Source organism: Roseibium sp. (assembly GCF_051016195.1).
Taxonomy (GTDB): Bacteria; Pseudomonadota; Alphaproteobacteria; order Rhizobiales; family Stappiaceae; genus Roseibium.
Window position 1 is genome coordinate 2,047,881 of sequence record NZ_CP134616.1, and the last position, 19,620, is coordinate 2,067,500.

Annotated in this window: 18 protein-coding genes (1 of these 18 cut by a window edge); 13 read left to right on the plus strand and 5 right to left on the minus strand. The window is 59.8% G+C overall.

Annotated features, from left to right (window positions below):
* Positions 1-117: 117 nt before the first annotated feature.
* The 3 genes from argJ to RDA78_RS09515 all read left to right on the plus strand — a co-directional run bounded on the left by argJ (position 118) and on the right by RDA78_RS09515 (position 2,095).
* The gene (argJ, locus tag RDA78_RS09505; protein ID WP_434055078.1) at positions 118-1,359 is read left to right on the plus strand and encodes a bifunctional glutamate N-acetyltransferase/amino-acid acetyltransferase ArgJ; all 1,242 of its coding nucleotides are present in this window, start codon (positions 118-120) and stop codon (positions 1,357-1,359) included.
* 83 nt (positions 1,360-1,442) lie between these two features.
* Entirely contained in the window at positions 1,443-1,844 is a 402-nt protein-coding gene (locus tag RDA78_RS09510; RefSeq protein WP_434055079.1) for a (deoxy)nucleoside triphosphate pyrophosphohydrolase, read from the plus strand.
* A 38-nt stretch (positions 1,845-1,882) separates the two neighbouring features.
* The gene (locus RDA78_RS09515) at positions 1,883-2,095 is read left to right on the plus strand and encodes a Flp family type IVb pilin (RefSeq protein ID WP_434055080.1); all 213 of its coding nucleotides are present in this window, start codon (positions 1,883-1,885) and stop codon (positions 2,093-2,095) included.
* A gap of 55 nt (positions 2,096-2,150) precedes the next feature.
* Here RDA78_RS09515 and RDA78_RS09520 read toward each other — a convergent pair whose 3' ends face one another.
* The gene (locus RDA78_RS09520; protein WP_434055081.1) at positions 2,151-3,038 is read right to left on the minus strand and encodes a methyltransferase domain-containing protein; all 888 of its coding nucleotides are present in this window, start codon (positions 3,036-3,038) and stop codon (positions 2,151-2,153) included.
* Positions 3,039-3,255: 217 nt separating this feature from the next.
* On the opposite strand from RDA78_RS09520, the gene RDA78_RS09525 reads away from it, so the two are divergent.
* From RDA78_RS09525 to RDA78_RS09540, 4 genes are all read left to right on the plus strand, one after another.
* Positions 3,256-3,972, plus strand: coding sequence for a ComF family protein (locus tag RDA78_RS09525; RefSeq protein ID WP_434055082.1), 717 nt, complete (start codon positions 3,256-3,258; stop codon positions 3,970-3,972).
* A 107-nt stretch (positions 3,973-4,079) separates the two neighbouring features.
* A complete protein-coding gene (grxC, locus tag RDA78_RS09530) occupies positions 4,080-4,337 on the plus strand; it encodes a glutaredoxin 3 (protein ID WP_306141858.1) in 258 nt (85 codons plus the stop codon).
* Between the two features lie 46 nt (positions 4,338-4,383).
* Positions 4,384-5,238, plus strand: a complete 855-nt coding sequence (locus RDA78_RS09535; protein ID WP_434055083.1) for a carbon-nitrogen hydrolase family protein — start codon at positions 4,384-4,386, stop codon at positions 5,236-5,238.
* Entirely contained in the window at positions 5,235-5,753 is a 519-nt protein-coding gene (locus tag RDA78_RS09540; RefSeq protein ID WP_434055084.1) for a DUF1178 family protein, read from the plus strand. Before RDA78_RS09535 ends, RDA78_RS09540 begins: the two co-directional genes overlap by 4 nt.
* Before the next feature lie 64 nt (positions 5,754-5,817).
* On the opposite strand, the gene RDA78_RS09545 is transcribed toward RDA78_RS09540, so the two are convergent.
* The 3 genes from RDA78_RS09545 to ubiG form a co-directional block, all read right to left on the minus strand.
* On the minus strand, positions 5,818-6,324 hold the full coding sequence (locus tag RDA78_RS09545; protein ID WP_434055085.1) for a phasin family protein: 507 nt from the start codon (positions 6,322-6,324) through the stop codon (positions 5,818-5,820).
* A 221-nt stretch (positions 6,325-6,545) separates the two neighbouring features.
* On the minus strand, positions 6,546-7,238 hold the full coding sequence (locus RDA78_RS09550) for an alpha/beta fold hydrolase (RefSeq protein WP_434055086.1): 693 nt from the start codon (positions 7,236-7,238) through the stop codon (positions 6,546-6,548).
* Entirely contained in the window at positions 7,235-7,996 is a 762-nt protein-coding gene (gene ubiG, locus RDA78_RS09555) for a bifunctional 2-polyprenyl-6-hydroxyphenol methylase/3-demethylubiquinol 3-O-methyltransferase UbiG (protein WP_434055087.1), read from the minus strand. Before ubiG ends, RDA78_RS09550 begins: the two co-directional genes overlap by 4 nt.
* A gap of 201 nt (positions 7,997-8,197) precedes the next feature.
* Between ubiG and RDA78_RS09560 the strand changes: the two genes are divergently transcribed.
* The 6 genes from RDA78_RS09560 to clpB all read left to right on the plus strand — a co-directional run bounded on the left by RDA78_RS09560 (position 8,198) and on the right by clpB (position 17,877).
* Positions 8,198-9,448 carry an aspartate kinase gene (locus RDA78_RS09560; RefSeq protein ID WP_434055088.1) on the plus strand — a complete coding sequence of 417 codons (1,251 nt, stop codon included), beginning with the start codon at positions 8,198-8,200 and terminating at the stop codon, positions 9,446-9,448.
* A gap of 70 nt (positions 9,449-9,518) precedes the next feature.
* The gene (ptsP, locus tag RDA78_RS09565; RefSeq protein WP_434055089.1) at positions 9,519-11,786 is read left to right on the plus strand and encodes a phosphoenolpyruvate--protein phosphotransferase; all 2,268 of its coding nucleotides are present in this window, start codon (positions 9,519-9,521) and stop codon (positions 11,784-11,786) included.
* Between the two features lie 261 nt (positions 11,787-12,047).
* On the plus strand, positions 12,048-13,121 hold the full coding sequence (prfA, locus tag RDA78_RS09570; RefSeq protein WP_434055090.1) for a peptide chain release factor 1: 1,074 nt from the start codon (positions 12,048-12,050) through the stop codon (positions 13,119-13,121).
* Between the two features lie 2 nt (positions 13,122-13,123).
* Positions 13,124-13,978, plus strand: coding sequence for a peptide chain release factor N(5)-glutamine methyltransferase (prmC, locus tag RDA78_RS09575; RefSeq protein WP_434055091.1), 855 nt, complete (start codon positions 13,124-13,126; stop codon positions 13,976-13,978).
* Positions 13,979-14,340: 362 nt separating this feature from the next.
* A complete protein-coding gene (locus RDA78_RS09580; RefSeq protein WP_434055092.1) occupies positions 14,341-15,066 on the plus strand; it encodes a DUF4167 domain-containing protein in 726 nt (241 codons plus the stop codon).
* A gap of 213 nt (positions 15,067-15,279) precedes the next feature.
* Positions 15,280-17,877: an ATP-dependent chaperone ClpB gene (gene clpB / locus RDA78_RS09585; RefSeq protein ID WP_434055093.1), complete on the plus strand. Its 2,598-nt coding sequence runs from the start codon at positions 15,280-15,282 to the stop codon at positions 17,875-17,877.
* Positions 17,878-17,966: 89 nt separating this feature from the next.
* Here the strand turns inward: clpB and RDA78_RS09590 are convergent, their stop codons facing one another.
* Positions 17,967-19,620: the 3' portion of a M23 family metallopeptidase gene (locus RDA78_RS09590; protein WP_434055094.1), read on the minus strand. The gene runs 323 nt beyond the window's last position; 1,654 of the gene's 1,977 nt are visible here — the last part of the coding sequence; its start codon lies beyond the right edge, outside the window; its stop codon occupies positions 17,967-17,969.

Consider the following 19,620-nt stretch of genomic DNA (forward strand, 5'->3'; position numbering starts at 1 on the left):
GCCCGGCGGCAACACCCGCCGGGTTCTTGCGTTTCCGGGTCCTTTTCGAAAAGACTTGCGCTTGCCAGATGCGCTCTCTAAGGACAGCAGAAAGTTCAATCAACCGGGACTGCTGTCATGTCGACGACCGTTTCTCCGCTCGCTCCGAAAACCACTCCCGACATGCCGGTCATACCGGGCGTCCGATTTGCGACCGCGGCGGCAGGTTTGAAATATGCGGGCCGAACCGACGTTCTGCTGGCGACGCTGGCTGAAGGGACGACGGTTGCAGGTGTCTTCACCCGGTCCAAATGCACATCCGCACCCGTCGACTGGTGCAAGGACATGCTCACAAGAGGAACCGCGCGGGCGCTTCTCGTGAATTCCGGAAATGCCAATGCCTTCACCGGCAAGAAAGGCAAGGCGGCCGTCGAGCTTTCCGCTGAAATCTTCTCCAAATCGCTCGATTGCCCCTTGAACGAAATCTATCTGGCGTCCACTGGCGTGATCGGAGAGCCACTTCCGGCCGAAAAATTCCAGGACGTGGTCGAAGATCTGAAGTCCGGGCAGGACGGAAGCGCCTGGCTGGAGGCGGCCAGGGCGATCATGACGACCGACACCTATCCCAAGGTGGCGACATGCGACGTTGTATTCGGCGATCAGAAAATCACCATCAACGGCATCGCCAAGGGTGCGGGCATGATCGCCCCCGACATGGCGACGATGCTGTCTTTCATATTCACCGACGCCGAGGTTTCGCAGGACGTTCTGCAGGCCTTGCTGAGCGCTGAAACAGACGGCAGTTTCAACGCCATCACGGTCGACAGCGATACCTCGACGTCCGATACCGTTCTGCTGTTCGCGACGGGACGCGCGTCCGAACGCGGGGTCGCGCCAATCCTGTCAATCGATGATCCGAGGGTTGAAAGCCTCCAGTCTGCGCTGCGCGAAGTCATGCAGGATCTTGCGCATCAGATCGTCCGCGATGGCGAAGGCGCTCGCAAATTCGTCGAGATCAGCGTCGAGAGCGCGGAGAGCGACGCTTCCGCGCGGAAAATAGCCCTCGCAATCGCGAACTCGCCGCTCGTCAAGACGGCTGTGGCCGGGGAAGATGCCAATTGGGGCCGGATCGTCATGGCCGTCGGAAAGGCCGGGGAACCCGCCGACCGGGACAGGCTCGCCATCTGGTTCGGCGATGTACGTGTCGCGGTGGAAGGTGAACGTGATCCCGGCTATAGCGAGGAAGCCGCCTCGGCCGTGATGAAACAGGAAAACATCTCCATCAGGGTGGAACTCGGCATCGGATCCGGCCGCTCCAGGGTCTGGACCTGCGATCTCACCAAGGAATATGTCGCGATCAATGGCGATTACCGCAGCTGATCGGAAATTGGCAGATCTCGCAACGTAATCTCTGACATGTTTAACGGCCTCTTGTCCCGTGGTCGAAAACTGGAACGAAATTCATGACAAAAATTGTCCTAGTTGCCGCCTGCGCCCTTGTTGACGTGGACGGGCGCATCCTTCTTGCACAGCGCCCGGAGGGCAAGTCCATGGCAGGATTATGGGAATTTCCGGGGGGGAAGGTTGAAGCGGGGGAACGTCCGGAAGAAACCCTGATCCGGGAACTTGGTGAAGAGCTCGGAATCGAGGTTAACGAGGCGTGTCTGGCACCCCTGACTTTTGCCAGTCACGCTTATGAAGATTTTCATTTGCTGATGCCACTTTATATCTGCCGCAGGTGGACTGGGACTCCGATTGGAAAGGAAGACCAGGCCCTGAAGTGGGTGCGGTCAACAAGACTGAGAGACTATCCGATGCCGGCGGCAGACGAACCTCTCATTCCGCACCTGATCGACGCAGTATAATCAGGCAAGGCACAGACCTGTCGGGCGGGAGTGTGAAAATGAAAAACAAGTCAAGACTGGACACGTCAGCCAACCGGCTGCTCTCCCGCTTCTGGAATGAGGACAGCGGTGCGACGGCGATTGAGTACGGGCTGATCGTCGGGCTGTTGGGTTCGGTTATCATCCTGGCCATGGTGCCGCTTGGAACCACCATCAGCGACGATGTCTTTGGAACGATCGCGGGTGCCCTGGACGATGCTGCGGAAAAGTAAGACGCGGCACACCAAACCTATTTTTTCGATTATGCAGCGGTCCTTGAGACCACAGTCAGACTTTTTTCTCTGAAACTCCCAGGGCGTCGGCCAGTCTTGTTTTCGCTGAGCCGGGGCGCAAAGGCTTTTGCTGGCTTTCATGCGGGGCCCATCCCGACAAGGTAATCAACTTGAATGTCGCCCTTATGCGTCCGTCCGCGTCCGCGTGGTCTTCGGCGTATATCTCAGCGGCACGAAGCAGGGCCGCGCGCGTCAGGGGACGTGCTTCGCCTTGTTTCAGGACAGATGTCGCGCCGATGTCCCGCAAGTCACGCAACAGCGAAAACATCGTGTCATAACGCACGGTGATTGTATCCATGTCCGTGACCGGCAACGAAAATCCCGCACGCTGCAGCAGGCTGCCCAGATCACGCGTGTCTGCAAATGGCAGCACCCTGGCCGCCGCACCGCCGCTGGTTTCCAGTTCGGCGCGCGTCAGGCTGTCGCGCAATTCCGTGAGCGTTCCAGCGCCGGGCACCACAGCCATAAACAGGCCGTCGGGCGCAAGAGCGCGCCTGATCTGAATCAGGCTGCCAGGCAGATCGTTGACGAGATGCAGATTGAGGGCCGAGACGATCAGATCGACCGACTGGTCTTTTAGCGGAACAAGCGCGTCGTCGACAACGAAATCGGGCGGCGGAAGTCGCGGGTCGGGGAAAAACAGATCCGCTCTCAGAATTGTTTCGGCCTTGCCGGAGCTGCCGATTGCCGCCGAAATCCGGCCCGTATGGCCACCTAGGTCAATCGCGGTCCGAAAGGACCGGTTAATCAGCAAAAGGCGGTCCTGCAAATCATCTGCGACGTTGGCCAGCAGAAAGTCAGCCCCGGTTTTTGCGCGCTTCAAAGCGCGCCGGCGCCTTTTTCTGAACAAGGCGCGGTCAAACAGATCGGTTTGCGCGGTCACGTCGAGCCCGGTTGGTGATCATACAACAGCGTGACTTAGGGCATCTGGGAATTGAGGTCAAAGCCCGCGTTTTCCAAAAAAGAGTTTGATTTGGATTTCAACACTTATAAGTTGCTCAACGTGCCGAATGCACTTGGGGGCTGATTGCTTGAATTCGATCCGGGAAAGGTTGTCGAGCGTTTCGTCGGGCGCTCTTCGTGGGGCGTTGGACGTTCTCTTGCCGCTGCGGTGTCTGTGCTGCGACCGAAAGGTGGGTTCGGACGACGGATTGTGCCCGGTCTGCTGGCACGGAATGGCCTTCATTGAAAGACCGGTTTGCCACAGGTTGGGGACACCCTTTGCCTACGACGTCGGCGAAGAAACTTGGAGCCCGCGGGCGATCACCTCGCCACCCGTTTTTGATCGTTTGCGGTCGGTCGCCTTTTACGAAGGGTCCGCTCAGCGACTTGTGCTCGCGTTCAAGTTTGGCGGCAGGCGGGAACTCGCCAGGCCCATGGGCAAATGGATGAGCAATGCCGGACGGGAGCTCCTGGATCCCGACAGCCTGATCGTGCCGGTTCCTCTTCACTGGGCGCGCATGATTTCCCGGCGTTTCAACCAGGCGGCCGCACTTGCGCAGGTCGTTGCCAAGGAATGCGGCGGCACCTATGAGCCCGACTTGTTGAAACGGCGGAAGCGTACACGAAGACAGGTTGGCCTGTCGGCCGAGGAAAGACGGAAAAATGTCCGCTCGGCGTTCGGCGTCGACAAAGCCCGGCTGGACCGTCTGGACGGGCGTCACGTTGTTTTGATTGATGATGTGATCACCACCGGCTCGACGATTACCGCCTGTACAAAAGCCCTGCTCGCGGGAGGCGCGGCGTCAGTGGACGTGCTCACATTTGCACTGGCGGATCCTTCGCAAAGCGACGCGGTGAGTGAAATCAGCCCCTGACCCATCGCATTGCGTCTTGTGTTTCCGCAAACCGCACGCATATATCGCCCGACTTCGATCGGCGCGCCGGGGATCGGCGGCGCCAACTCTGACTACGGGACTATGATATGGCCAAGGTGGAAATTTACACGCGACAACTTTGCGGGTTTTGTACCGCAGCCAAGCGGCTTCTCGACAAGAAGGGCGTGGACTATACCGAGTATGACGCGACCTTTGACGGCGGCCTGCGCAAGCAGATGATCCAGAAGGCCAACGGCCGTTCGACCTTTCCGCAGATTTTTGTCGGTCAGACGCATGTCGGCGGCTGCGACGATCTGCACGATCTGGAACATTCCGGCAAACTGGACGCTCTGCTTGCTTCCTGATTAAGTGTTCCGGCAAAGGATTTCATGTTTCGGGTTAAGCGAACGAATGACCGTCATAGCTGCAGCTTGTATCCAGCTTCGAAGTGGCAAGGACATTTCGGAGAACAGCGCACGCGCCGAAGACTTGATCAGGGCAGCTGCCGGCGACGGTGCCACGTACATCCAGACACCCGAGATGTCGAATGTACTGGTGCGCAGCCGTGAAGAGCTGATTGCGCGCATTGATGTTCTCGACCGCGACATATTCGTGAGCATGGCCCGCCGCGTGGCCGCCGAACTGCGTTTGTTTCTGCATGTCGGATCGGTGGCGGTCCTCCTGGACGGGGGCAGGGCCGCGAACCGGGCGGTGCTGATCGCGCCGAACGGGGAGATCGTTGAGACCTACGACAAGATCCACATGTTCGATGTCGATCTGCCGGATGGAGAGAGTTGGCGGGAATCGTCGACATACAGGCCCGGAGCTCAGGTTCCCGTCATCGACCTGCCATTCGGAAAGCTCGGCATGGCCATCTGTTACGATATCCGCTTTCCCGCGCTTTTCCGGGCGCAGTCGCGTCTGGGGGCGGAAATCCTGTCGGCACCCGCTGCGTTCACCCGGCAGACTGGCCAAGCCCACTGGCATGTGTTACAGCGCGCCCGCGCCATCGAAAACGGTGCATACGTCATTTCGGCCGCCCAGGGCGGTCTGCACGAAGACGGTCGGGAGACGTTTGGACACAGTCTCATCGTTGATCCCTGGGGTGGCGTTGTCGCCGAACTGGACAATGATTCACCCGGTCACCTGGTTGCAGAGATTGACCTGACGAAGGTTGCCAGGGCGCGTGCGCGAATCCCGGCAATCGTCAACGAGCGCAACTTCGACTGCCGCATGTCCCAGGCTTTCAGGGAGGAGCCGGCTTGATCAAATATACACTTGTTTGTGATGCCAAGCATGGCTTTGAAGGCTGGTTCCGGAATTCGGAGGATTTCGAATCCCAGCGTGCGCGGCAGCTGGTGACCTGCCCCGCTTGCGGATCAGCTGCGGTTGAAAAGGGGCTTATGGCACCAGCGGTGTCGACGTCAAGAAGCAAGGAAGCGCGAGGCGTTGCCTCGCCGGTTCAACCGCACGAACACGTGCAGCCCGCGGCTGCGCCCCCACCGAAATCTGTCGACACCACGCTTCAACCGTCCGCGTTGGTTCCGGACGACGTCCGGCAGAAGGAGATAATCGAAGCCTTCAGGCAGGCGCGTGCGCGGATCATCGAAACCTCGGAAAACGTCGGGACGGGATTTGCCGACGAGGCGAGAAAGATCCACTACGGCGAAGCCGAGGAACGCAGCATCTACGGTGAAACGACACCGAAAGATGCCGTGGACCTGATCGAGGAAGGCATCTCCGTGATGCCGTTGCCTGAACTGCCCGAAGACAAGAATTGATCACGCCTTTTCGTGCGGCAGTTGCACCACTGCCTCCGAGCCGGTTCTCGCTCCGGTCTATGGTCTATTTTTGCGTTTTCGCCGTTGACGAACCACGCGACCTGGCCTTTGCCGGTTTCATCTCTTCGAGCGTTTCTTCAGCCGCCTTGCCCAGTTCACCGACATTCTCCATTGCCGCTTCATTGAGTTCTTCGACCGCAGCCGCACCCTGCGAAAAGCTGTCCCGGAAGAGCGATGCCTGCTGTTCGAAATGCTCCTGGTATTCGGTCGCCATCTTCGAATAGAAGTCCTGAAGCGTTGCGAGGGTCTGCTCGGGAGCAACGCATTGCGTCAGAGATTTCGCGCATTCGAAGTCTTCATGAAGCCGGTGGCTCACGAATTCCATGTGCTCTTCGAACGCCTTTTCGGCATGGGACCACATGGTGGTTCCCATTTTCTGGAAACCGGCAACGGTTTTTGCCTCGATCCTGTCTTCCCGTTCGGCGAAGGCCCAGTTCGTGAATGACGGCATCGGCCACTCGAATTTGAGAGCGGTGAAGTCGAATACGTCCGGATTGCGTTTGGTTGCCATTGGTAGTCCTCCGCTTGTCTGTCATTCGTGCCGGCGGCGCGAAACAGTTCTGCGATCCAGTCTATCCGGGGTGACGGGCGGATTTTCCGCGCATCAGGCCCGCCGGATTTACCAGACCAGCGTGAGGCAAGTCTAGTTCCGTCGCAATACGGATCTTTGACAGGGATCAAAAATTCCTGTGCCATCCAGTCGCAGTTGTTCCTGGACCGATCCGGCCGAGGTCAGGCAAGAAATGCGCGCAGTTTCCCGGTCACTTCCTCCGGCTGCTCGAGCGTCGACAGGTGTCCGCATTCTTCCAGGATAACGAGTTCGCTACCGGCAACAAGCTGATGGATATCAACGGAAAGATCAGGCGCGATCAGACGGTCCCCGTCTCCGGACAGCACCAGCGTGGGGCAGTTGATCTGCGCAAGCGAGGGGCGGGAGTCGATACGTGCCGCGTTGGCATTTTGCTGGCGGATGAAGGCCTCAGCGCCGGTCTCAGTTGCCATCTCGTGAACGATTGACCTCAGATGTGCGCTGGTTTCGTTCTTCTCGTGCACGAAACCAGGAAAGAAGAGATCGGGTATTTTGTGGAACCGTTTCTTTTGGGCGAGTTTGGCAAGGACCCGCCTTTGTTCTCTTCGGTCTTCGGTGTCCGCCTGCGCCGAGGTGTTCAAGAGCGCAAGCCTGTCGACGCGCTCGGGTGCACGCCGCAGGACTTCGAAAGCGATGTAACCTCCCATGGAAAGCCCTATGAGCGAAAAGCGCTCCGGCGCGACGTCCAGAAGACGGGCCGCAATTGCGCCGATCGTGTCATCCGACCGATTGTCAGCCACGAGGATCGGGCGATCCGAAAAAGCGGTGATCTGAGGTGCATAGAGACTTTCGGTGCAGAGCAGACCCGGCACGAAGACCAGGGGAGAGCCCGTCACGCGGCATCTGCCTTCTCGGCGAGCAGCATGTAGTTCACATCCATATCGCGGGACTTGACCCACGCGTCGGTCAGCGGGTTATAGCTTACGCCCGATCTGTCCGTGATCATGAGTCCTTCGGAGTTCAGCGGACCTTCAATCTCGGATGGTTTGACCAGCTTCTCGTAGGAGTGCGTGCCCTTGGGCAGCCAGCGCAGTACGTATTCCGCGCCGACGATCGCGAGCGCATAGGCTTTCAGCGTGCGGTTGATGGTCGCAATGAACATCATGCCGCCGGGCCTGACCATGCTGCCCGTCGCCTGGAGAAACAGGGGAACATCGGCAACGTGTTCCACCACTTCCATGTTGAGAATGACGTCAAACGTCTCTTCCGCCGCCGCGAGTTCTTCGGCGGTCTGTGCACGATAATCGATCTTGAGGCCGGAACTTTCCATGTGCAGCTGGGCGATCTTTATGTTTGTCTCGGAAGGGTCCGCGCCGACCACGTCAGCGCCGAGGCGAGCCATCGGCTCGCTCAAAAGGCCGCCGCCGCACCCGATGTCAAGAAACCTCAGGCCCTTGAAGGCGTCAGAAGCCTTCGGGTCGCGGCCGAATTTCCGGCACACCTCCTGCTTTATGTAGGCCAGGCGGACAGGATTGAACTTGTGCAACGGTTTGAACTTGCCGGTCGGGTCCCACCATTGGTCGGCCATAGCGGAAAAGCGGGCGATTTCCTCTTCATCGATGGTACCCGTGGTCTTTTGAGCCTTGACTGACATTGGACAAATTCCTTTCCTCGGCGACGCTGCTGCGTCCTTGGCGCCGTTCAATGTTTAGCTGTCGTTCAGCGTCCTTGACCATTTGTCAAGTCAGCGCAGGTCACGCGGAGTTGCAGCAAGGCAGCACAGACTGTATGCATGACCGCCGATCCATCCGGAGCGTCTCGCGCTTCATGACAAACTAGACTGAATACGAGTGGTATGGCCCGACTGGTTTTAAAATTTGGGGGGACTTCGGTTGCCGATCTCGATCGCATCCGAAATGTGGCCCGCCACGTGAAAAGGGAAGTGGAAGCCGGACACCAGGTTGCGGTGGTTGTTTCAGCGATGGCTGGACAGACCAACAAGCTGGTGGAGTATTGCCGCGATGCCGCCCCGCTTCACGACGCTCGAGAATATGATGCCGTTGTTGCGTCCGGCGAGCAGGTGACTTCCGGCCTGCTTGCGATCGTGCTTCAGGATATGGGCGTGAATGCGCGCTCCTGGCAGGGCTGGCAGGTGCCGATCAAGACGGACGAAAACCACGGCGCTGCGCGGATCCGCGAGATCGATGCCGGGCTCCTGACCGAACGGCTTGAGCAGGGGCAGGTTGCCGTCATGGCCGGCTTTCAGGGAATTTCGCCGGACAACCGGATCGCCACTCTGGGAAGGGGTGGATCGGACACGAGCGCGGTCGCGATTGCCGCAGCCATCAAGGCTGACCGGTGCGATATCTACACGGATGTGGACGGCGTTTACACGACCGACCCGCGGATCGTGCCCAGGGCACAGCGCCTTGAGCGGGTCTCTTTCGAAGAGATGCTCGAGATGGCATCGCTCGGTGCAAAGGTTCTGCAGGTTCGCTCCGTCGAGATGGCGATGGTGCACAATGTCAGAACGTTCGTGCGCTCCAGTTTCGACAACCCCGAAGCGCCGCAGGCCGGCACGGACGGCCTTCCAATTGGTACTCTCATTTGCGACGAGGATGAACTCGTGGAACAGCAAGTTGTCACCGGCATTGCCTATGCCAAGGACGAAGCTCAGATCTCACTGCGTGACGTGGCCGACAAGCCTGGCGTCGCGGAATCGGTTTTCGGACCACTCGCGGACGCCCACATCAATGTCGACATGATCGTTCAGAACATCTCGCCTGACGGCAAGACCACGGATATCACCTTTACCGTGCCGGAGGGTGATTTCGAACGCGCCAAGAAAGTGCTGGATGACAATCGCGGCGAGATCGGGTTCCAGAATCTTGAGGGCGCCACCGACGTCGTCAAAGTCTCCGTGATCGGCATCGGGATGCGCTCCCATGCCGGGGTTGCGGCGCAGTGTTTCCGCGGTCTGGCGTCCAAGGGAATCAACATCCGGGCAATCACGACATCGGAAATCAAGATATCGGTGCTGATCGATTCCGCCTATGCAGAACTTGCGGTCCGAACTCTCCATTCGCTATACGGGTTAGACGGATAGTATAACCGGCGGGCGGTACCGGACGAACGGGGCCGCCAGCCGCCTGAGGCGGAATTCAGACGGGGGCGCAATGCGCAGCAACCTAGCCGGACCGCGCCTTTTGCTCCGCAGGCTCCGCGAAGTCATGGCGGAGCCGATCACGGCGCAAGAGCGACTTGACAAGATCGTCGTCCTGATTGCGTCGAACGTCGTTGCGGAGGTGTGTTCGGTTTACATCCTGCGTGCGGATGGCGTACTTGAGCTCTATGCGACCGAGGGTCTGAACCGGGAAGCGGTTCACAACGCGTCCCTGCGCGTCGGTCAGGGCCTTGTCGGTCTGATTGCCGCAGAAGCCCGTCCGCTCAACCTGCCGAATGCAAGCGCCCACCCGGGATTTACCTATCTGCCGGAAACAGGCGAAGAGGCCTATAACTCCTTTCTCGGTGTGCCCATTCTGCGTGCCGGACGGACACTCGGTGTGCTTGTCGTCCAGAACCAGTCTCACAGGACCTATCTCGAGGACGAGGTGGAGGCCCTCCAGACAACGGCGATGGTCATTGCCGAAATGGTGGCTGCCGGTGAGCTGGAGGCGATTGCACAGGAAGCGACCGGACTGGATCTGTCCCGTCCGATCACGGCGACAGGGGCCGGTCTCTCCGAAGGCGTCGGCCTCGGACACGTGGTGCTTCATGAACCCCGGGTCGTTGTCACCAACCTGATTGCCGAAGACACGGACCAGGAGACAGCGCGCCTCGAAGGGGCCATCAACCGGCTCAGGCTTTCAATCGACGATCTGCTGGCGAGCGGTGAGATCGCCGCTATGGGGGAACATCGCGAGGTGCTGGAAGCCTACCGGATGTTCGCCTATGACCGGGGCTGGATCCGCAAGATCGAGGATGCGATCAAGAACGGGCTGACGGCGGAAGCCGCCGTTGAGAAGGTGCAGAGTGACACCCGTGCGCGCATGCTGCGCCAGACGGATCCGTATCTTCGCGAACGGCTGCACGACCTCGACGATCTTGCGCACAGACTGATCCGCGAACTCATGGGCCGCGAGCACGGCCCGGGTATCGGCGAGTTGCCCCAGGACGCGATCATTGTCGGCCGCAACATGGGAGCGGCCGAACTCCTCGACTATGGCCGTGACCGGATCCGGGGGCTGGTTCTCGAAGAAGGCGGGCCCACGAGCCACGTGACCATCGTCGCGCGCGCGCTCGGAATTCCGACGGTTGGTCTCGTCGAGGACATTGTCAGTCTCGCGGATGCGGGCGATGCAATCATCGTTGACGGGGATACGGGCGAAATCCACCTGCGGCCGGCGGTCGATCTTGAAAACGCGTATGCGGAGAAAGTGCGGTTCAGGGCGCGGCGCCAGGCCCAGTATCGGCGACTGCGCGGCAAACCGTCCGTCACGAAGGACGGGGTCGAGTTCTCCCTGCAGATGAATGCCGGATTGCTGATCGACCTGCCGCATCTGGAGGAATCGGGCGCGGCCGGTGTCGGCCTGTTCAGAACAGAACTCCAGTTCATGGTTGCATCGTCGTTTCCGCGCATGCGCGAACAGCAGGCACAATACAGCCAGATCCTTGATGCGGCGGACGGCAAGCCGGTCACATTCCGTTCGCTCGATATCGGTGGCGACAAGGTGCTGCCGTATCTCAGGTCCATCCAGGAGGAAAACCCGGCCATGGGCTGGCGGGCGCTTCGCCTGGGCATTGACCGGCCGGGACTCCTGCGGACGCAGATCAGGGCGCTGCTGCACGCAGCGGCCGGGCGCGACCTGAAACTCATGTTTCCGATGGTCGCGGAAGTCGACGAATTCCTGCAGGCGCGCGCCCTTGTCGACCGCGAGGTCAAGCATCTGCGCCGCCACGACCATCCGGTTCCGGAGAACATTCGTCTGGGCGTCATGGTCGAGGTGCCCTCGCTTCTGTTTCAGCTCGATGAGCTCATGACCTATGTCGACTTCGTCTCAGTCGGGTCCAACGACCTTTTCCAGTTCTTCTGTGCGGTCGATCGTGGCAATACCCGGGTCGCAGAACGTTTCGACACGCTGAACGTTGCCTTTCTGCGAGCCTTGAAATCAATCGCGGACAGCGCAAATAAGCATCACGTGCCGGTGACGCTGTGCGGAGAACTTGCGGGCAGGCCGCTCGAGGCGATGGCCCTGATCGGTCTCGGATACCGAGATCTTTCCATGTCTCCGGCAGCACTGGGTCCGGTCAAGGCCATGCTGCGGACACTGGACACCAGCCGGCTGTCCGCGCGTCTCTTGCCGAGGCTTGAGCCCGGGCATGACGACAACAACATTCGGGAAGTGCTGAAACGGTTTGCCGCCGAGACCGATGTTGCGCTCTAGGGAACGGACTCTAGGGTCCTGGGGCTCGCGGTGGCGTGGGAGTGTCATGTCGTCTGATCGCAGATCGCCTCTAGCTGTGTGCTCGATCCGCTGATATGTCGACACCCAAGATCCGCCGACAGATTCGGGTCTGCGCGTTCCATTGCGGGGAGACAACACTGGAATTCGGGCTGCCTTGGCCAGCGCTGCCCCTTTCTGAAGAACAATCTGTTTCGTGCGGCGTTTTCGCGCCGCCAATCCGATCAAGGAGATCCTGCGCTTATGCTGGCGCGCCAGAAACTCGATATCTTGCTGGACCGTTTCGCCGAGATCGAACACTTGATGTCGAGCGGACCGGAGCCGGCTGTCTATGTGAAGCTTTCGCGGGAATATGCCGGGCTTGAGCCGCTGGTTCAGAAGATCCGCGCACTCATCAAGGCTGAAGATGACCTTGCAGGTGCCCAGGCGCTCCTTTCCGATCCGGAGACGGACGCTGAAATGCGTGAACTCGCCGAACTTGAGCGCGACGAGTTGAGCCAAAGCGTCGAGCAGCTCTCACAGGACGTTCGAATCGGCCTTCTCCCCAAGGACGAGGCCGACGCGAATGATGCCATTTTAGAGGTCCGAGCCGGGACGGGCGGGGATGAAGCTGCGCTTTTTGCCGGCGATCTCTTCCGCATGTACCAGCGATTCGCCGAATTGCAGGGCTGGAAAGTGGAAATCCTGTCGGCCAGCGAAGGCGAAGTCGGCGGGTTCAAGGAAATCATTGCATCCGTATCAGGCGAGAACGTGTTTGCCCGGCTCAAGTTCGAGTCCGGTGTTCACCGTGTGCAGAGGGTACCGGCAACGGAGTCGGGAGGACGCATCCACACGTCGGCGGCCACCGTCGCCGTTCTGCCGCAGGCCGAAGACGTCGATGTCGACGTTCAGGACAGCGACTTGCGCATCGATACCTTCCGCGCTTCCGGGGCTGGAGGGCAGCATGTCAACACGACCGATTCCGCAGTGCGGATCACGCATATCCCGACCGGGATCGTGGTCGCGGTCCAGGACGAACGGTCACAACACAAGAACAAGGCGCGTGCGATGCAGCTCCTGCGGGCACGCATCTACGACGAAGAGCGGGAACGGGCCGCGAGCGAGCGAACCGAAGCGCGCCGTCTGCAGGTCGGTTCCGGGGACCGGTCCGAACGCATCCGGACCTACAATTTTCCACAAGGGCGGGTCACCGATCACCGCATCGGTCTGACGCTTTACAAGCTCGAGCAGATCATAGCCGGAGAGGGGCTCGGCGAGGTCATCGAGGCCCTGATCGTCGATCACCAGGCCAATCTTCTTGCGTCCGAAGACGCCTGACAATGGAGGTTGGCCGGTTATACAGGCTTGTCAGGGACCGGTTTCGCAATGCGGGCGTTTCCGATCCCGAACCTGACGCGAAACTGTTGGTGAGCACGCTTCTGGGAATCGGCATGTCCGACTTGCTTCTTCACGAGGATGAAGAAGTCGACCAGGCTAGGGTCCAGGTCATCGAGGAAAAGTCGGAGCTTCGGCTGGGCGGCATGCCGGTAGGCCGCATTCTCGGGGAGCGCGACTTTTACGGACGCCGGTATCTGCTCAACGCGGCGACCCTCGAGCCGCGTCCGGACACTGAAACGCTGATAGATGCCGTTCTTCGCGATGCCGCAATCGACATGCCGATCACTATCTGGGATATCGGCACCGGATCGGGAGCAATCGCGGTTACGCTCCTGGCCGAACTTCCCAAGAGCTGTGCCATTGCGATCGATCTGTCGGAAGACGCACTTGAATGTGCCCGCGAAAACGCGCGCCTTCATGGAGTGGATGACCGCTTTTATCCGCTTTGTGCCGATTATCTCGCCGCAATGAGCGATGGGGAAAACGAAGGGCCGGACTGGATCGTCAGCAATCCGCCCTACATACGCAGTGATGTTCTGGAGACGTTGAGCCCGGAGGTCGTCAATCATGACCCCCGACTCGCGCTTGATGGCGGTGAAACCGGTCTGGACGCCTATTCGATCATTGTTCCGCAGGCGGTGCGTTTCTTGCGTTCCGGAGCGCAAATCGCGCTCGAGATTGGATACGATCAAGCTTCATCTGTTGAAAAACAGTTGCGTCAACATGGCCTTGGAGAGATTGAAATCATTAGGGATCTCGCCGGCAACGATCGCGTTGCGCTTGCGCGCAGGACATAATTGTACTGTTTTGATCCAAACGCGAAAAAGCACTTGGAAATTGCAGCGGAAACGGTTAGGTTCGACTCGCCGAAACCGGAAATGTGAACAGCGTTTAGCGGGGCATACGCATCCGGCAGCATGAAGACGAGAAGCGCTTACCGCGCAAAGTATTCAGCTGCAAATCGGGCCTTCCGGTGTTTTGGACTGTCGACGAGGAAGACGTGAGCGCTGGCCATCGGCCTGATATGCGTTGCGCGTGTTTTGAAGGGCAGCCGCGAACCAGCATTGTTGGTTTCGGTGTGTATTTCGTATCGGTTTAAGCAATTCCGATGTTGGGTCAGCGTTTCGCTGACCGCCGTTCCGCAAGAGAAAACGGCAGGATGAGACCAGGAAATCAGAGCAATAAGCGCATGCGCGGTCGGGGCCGCAAAGGTCCCAATCCGTTAACCCGGACTTACGAATCAAACGGTCCTGATGTAAAAATCCGCGGCACAGCGATGCATATCGCGGAGAAGTATCAGCAGCTTGCCAGAGATGCCCAGGCATCAGGTGACCGCGTGATGTTCGAAAACTACAACCAGCACGCGGAGCATTACCAGCGCATTGTCGCCGCCGCGCAGCCGCAGCAGCAGCAGCAAACGGCGCAGCCGAACGTGCGGACCGACAGCGAAGACGCGTCGGGTGAAGCCGCCAACGGGACAAATGGCGCCGCACCACCGGTGAACGGTTCGGAACGGTCGTCGCAGGACCGCGCCGCTGCCGACGGCGATGTTGTCGACGCAAACAGCCCGCAGCCCTTCATAGAAGACATGCCAGTGATCGACCAGGAAGGTCAGGTCAACGGAGCGGGCCAGAAAGCTGAAGGCGATGAGAGCGACGGCGATGACAAGCCGCGCCGCCGGGCACGGACCTCAAGGACAAGGACACCTCGGCGTTCTGACGCGGATCAGTCGGAAGGAGCGACGGAGATGTCTTCCGGGGAAGGTGAAAGTTCCGTTGAAGCCGCAGAGGGCGAGCAGGCCAAGCCACGGCGCCGAACCACGCGGACGCGCCGGCCCAAGGCGAGCGAAGACGCACCGGCCGAGACCGCAGCCGCGTCTGACTGACGGCTTACGGCAAAATCAAAATGATCCTGAACGGCGTCCAAATGGGCGCCGTTTTTTGTTGCGCGTATTTGGGTTGAGGGGCTTTTGTGGTGAAAATGCAACACTATATTAGGAGGGCAGTGCTCATTGAGACTGCATGGATGCCCGCCCAGGGGTCCATATCCAACGACGTTCCCCATGCTTCGGGTGGTGAGGACGGGTAGGAGGTAGAGAATGAACTTTGAAAAATACACTGAGCGTGCACGGGGCTTTGTTCAGTCCGCTCAGACATTTGCCCTTGGTCGCGGACACCAGCAGTTCGCTCCGGAACACATTTTGAAAGTGCTCCTGGATGATCCCGAGGGCATGGCGACGGGGCTGATCGATCGCGCCGGCGGAAAAGCAAAGGCCCTGAAAGGGGACCTTGAAGGTGTCCTGGACAAGATGCCGAAAGTTTCCGGCGGGTCCGGGCAGCTTTACATGGCGCAGCCGACCGCACGCCTTTTTGAGCAGGCAGAAAAAATTGCTGAGAAAGCGGGCGACAGTTTCGTTACCGTCGAGCGCTTGCTGCTTGCTCTTGCAATGGACGGGGAAAGCGAAGCCGGCAAGCTGATGAAGCGTCACGGCATCACGCCAAATGGCCTCAATGACGCAATCAACCAGCTTCGTCAGGGCCGTACCGCCGACAGCGCAACCGCCGAAAACCAGTATGAAGCTTTGAAGAAATATGCACGGGATCTGACGGAAGTCGCCCGTGACGGCAAGCTCGACCCGGTGATCGGCCGTGACGAGGAAATCCGGCGGACCATCCAGGTCCTGTCCCGACGGACCAAGAACAACCCGGTCCTGATCGGTGAGCCCGGTGTCGGGAAAACGGCAATCGCCGAAGGTCTGGCACTCAGGATCGTCAATGGCGACGTCCCGGAATCCCTCAAGGACAAGCAGTTGCTTGCCCTGGACATGGGAGCGCTGATTGCCGGTGCAAAATATCGCGGAGAATTCGAAGAACGCCTCAAGGCGGTTCTTTCGGAAGTCGAGGCGGCGGCTGGCGGCATTATCCTGTTCATCGACGAGATGCACACGCTTGTCGGTGCGGGCAAGGCGGATGGCGCGATGGATGCGTCCAATCTCCTGAAACCGGCGCTTGCGCGTGGTGAACTGCACTGTGTTGGTGCGACGACACTGGATGAATACCGCAAGCACGTGGAAAAGGACGCGGCGCTGGCCCGGCGGTTCCAGCCGGTTTTCGTGACCGAGCCGACGGTAGAAGACACGGTTTCGATCCTGCGCGGCATCAAGGAAAAATACGAACTGCATCACGGCGTTCGCATTACCGACAGCGCGATCGTCTCGGCGGCGAACCTGTCCAATCGGTACATCACCGACCGGTTCCTGCCTGACAAGGCGATCGATCTTGTCGACGAGGCGGCAAGCCGGCTGCGCATGCAGGTCGATTCCAAACCGGAAGAGCTTGATGAACTTGATCGGCGGATTATCCAGCTGAAGATCGAGCGCGAAGCCCTGAAGGTGGAAAGTGACGAGGCATCCCGCGACCGGCTGAACAAGCTGGAGCAGGAACTGACGAACCTGGAAGAGCAGTCCCAGGCGCTGACCAATCGCTGGCTTGGGGAAAAGGAAAAGCTGAACCTTGAACAGAAAATCAAGGAACAGCTCGAGCAGGCACGGACAGATCTGGAGATCGCGCAGCGGCAGGGCGACCTGGCAAAAGCCGGTGAGCTGGCCTATGGCGTCGTCCCGGATCTGGAGCGGCAATTGTCGGAAGCCGAGGCTTCGGAAGACAAGGATGCCATGGTCGATGAGGCCGTCTCGCCGTCTCATATCGCGCACGTCGTCTCCAAATGGACCGGTATTCCGGTGGACAAGATGCTGGAAGGCGAGCGCGAAAAACTGCTTCGGATGGAGGACGTGCTGGCAAAACGCGTCGTCGGCCAGGCGGAGGCCATTCATGCTGTTTCCACAGCCGTCCGGCGCGCACGCGCAGGTCTCCAGGATCCGCACAGGCCGATCGGTTCGTTCATGTTCCTCGGACCGACCGGTGTCGGCAAGACGGAACTGACCAAGGCGCTTGCCAGCTTCCTGTTCGACGATGACAGCGCGATGGTGCGCATCGACATGTCGGAGTTCATGGAGAAACATTCCGTGGCCCGGCTCATCGGCGCGCCTCCAGGTTATGTCGGTTACGAGGAAGGCGGTACGCTGACCGAAGCCGTGCGCCGGCGGCCCTATCAGGTCGTGCTTTTCGATGAGATCGAAAAGGCGCACAGCGATGTGTTCAACGTGTTGCTTCAGGTGCTTGACGATGGCCGCCTGACCGATGGCCAGGGACGGACCGTGGATTTCCGCAACACGCTGATCATCATGACGTCGAACCTGGGCGCAGAATACCTGGTCAACCAGCCGGAAGGCCAGGACAGCGACGCGGTCAGAGATGAAGTCATGTCGGCAGTGCGTGGGCATTTCCGGCCGGAATTCCTGAACCGGTTGGATGAAATCGTCCTGTTCCACCGTCTGCAGCGCGCGCAGATGGGCGATATCGTCAAGATCCAGCTGCAGCGCCTGCGCACGCTGCTGGAAGATCGCAAGATCACGCTCAACGTGGATGACAGCGCCCTCGGATGGCTGGCCCAGAAAGGCTACGATCCCGCCTATGGCGCCCGCCCGCTGAAGCGGGTCATCCAGAAGGATGTCCAGGATCCGCTGGCGGAAAAACTGCTGGCCGGAGACATTCTCGACGGGCAGAGCGTTGATGTCTCTGCCGGTGCCGACAGGTTGGTGTTCCAGGTTGCCGGGTCGGAGAGCGCGGCGGCGTAATCGGCCGTGCCCTAGATGAAACGAAATGCCCCGCGGAACATTGTGTTCGGCGGGGCATTGTCATTTGGCCAGAGCGCGTTCCTGCCGGTTCAGTTCACTGCCGCGACCCGCGACGGCTTGCGTGCCCGTTCCAGAAGCGTGTCGACGCGGTATCGCTCTTCCTCAAAGCTTGCCCGGACTTCGCCGTCAAGCGTCCGTCCCTTCGGCAGCTTGATGCGCATGGGGTCGACATATCTGCCGTTGACGAGGACTTCGTAATGCAGATGCGGTCCGGTGGACAGGCCCGTGGAGCCGACATATCCAATCACCTGACCCTGTGTGACACGGGCACCTTCCCGGATCCCCTTGCCGAACCCGGTCATGTGACTGTAGGTCGTGACATAGCCGTTGGTGTGGCGCAGCTCGACACGGCGGCCATAGCCTGACGCCCATCCGGACTTGACGACGGAGCCGTTGCCGGCCGCGATGATCGGCGTGCCGCGTGGGGCGGACCAGTCAACCCCGCGGTGCATGCGCGTATATTTCAGGATTGGATGCCGTCGCATGCCGAAGCCGGACCGGAACTTGCCGCCGTTCAGCGGTTTCCGGACCAGGAATTTCTTGGCGCTCTGACCTGACCCGTCATAAAAGTCGGTGGCGCCGTCATCGGGTGTGCGGTAGCGGTAGAACTCGCGCTTCGTGTTGCCGGTGTTGAGAGCCGCGTAGAGAATTTTCGGGGCGGCGTTCTCGTCGCCCGGTGTGAAGAACAGCTCCAGGGCATCGCCCGGCTGGACACGGGAATTGAAGTCGACATCGAACGAGAACATGCGCACCAGATCATCGATGATCTCTTCCGGCATGTCCTGTTCCAGGGCCGTCTGATAGAGGCTGTCGTAAATCGCGGGTGTCGGTCCACCGTAGGAGACACGGTCTGCCTCGGCAAAGGCATCCGCGAGGAAGGTGCTGGGTTCTTCCGCCCTGATGTATCTGCCGCTGTCCGACCGGGCGACGGTCGCCTGATGTTCGGTGGCAGTGTAAAGCGACACCCGTTCGGGCCGCATCTTTTCCAGGTCGTCGGGCGAAGGCGCATAGGCGATGCGCAAGCGCTGACCGTCCTCCAGCTCGGAGATCCCGAACAGGCTTGCAAAGGACGCGGCGATGTTGTTCGCCTCCTGCGAGTTGGCATCGTAGTCCAGAAGAAGATCCGTGAGGTTCTGGCCCTCGGTCACCGGAACAATGCTTTCTTCCATGCCGGCGAAGCGGATTTCCTCGTCCCGCTTGGAGACGAAGGAGACGTTTTCGGGCGTGATGCGTACGGCGTATCGCTCGAGATCCGGCTGAAGAGCGAGGTTGAAATCAAAGCGGCCCGGGTCGACAAGTTTCTTGGCAGCGGCCTGGGGAGAACTTGCGAGCAGCGCTCTTGCGGAGTCCCGGACCACAAGTTCAACTTCGGTTTCCGACGGTGTCTTGTCTTCCTTGATCAACGGGCTGGATGTCGGGAACGGCGCGAGAGAGATGCTGACCTCGCTTTCCAGCTTGGCGCCGTAGATGGAATCGGCGATCAGCGCCGTCGTCGTCTCGGCAAATTCCGTTCCGCTCGGTTCGTCCGACCGATCGGCGAACATGTTCAGCGGATTGAAAGAGGGAATGAGGTCGGCGAGTTCCGGATCCTTGCGGGTCGCAAGCGACGCGCTGACAAACACATGTGGCTGAACGCGGATATGGTCCTTGTCACCGACGCGGGCGACGACATTCACATCGATC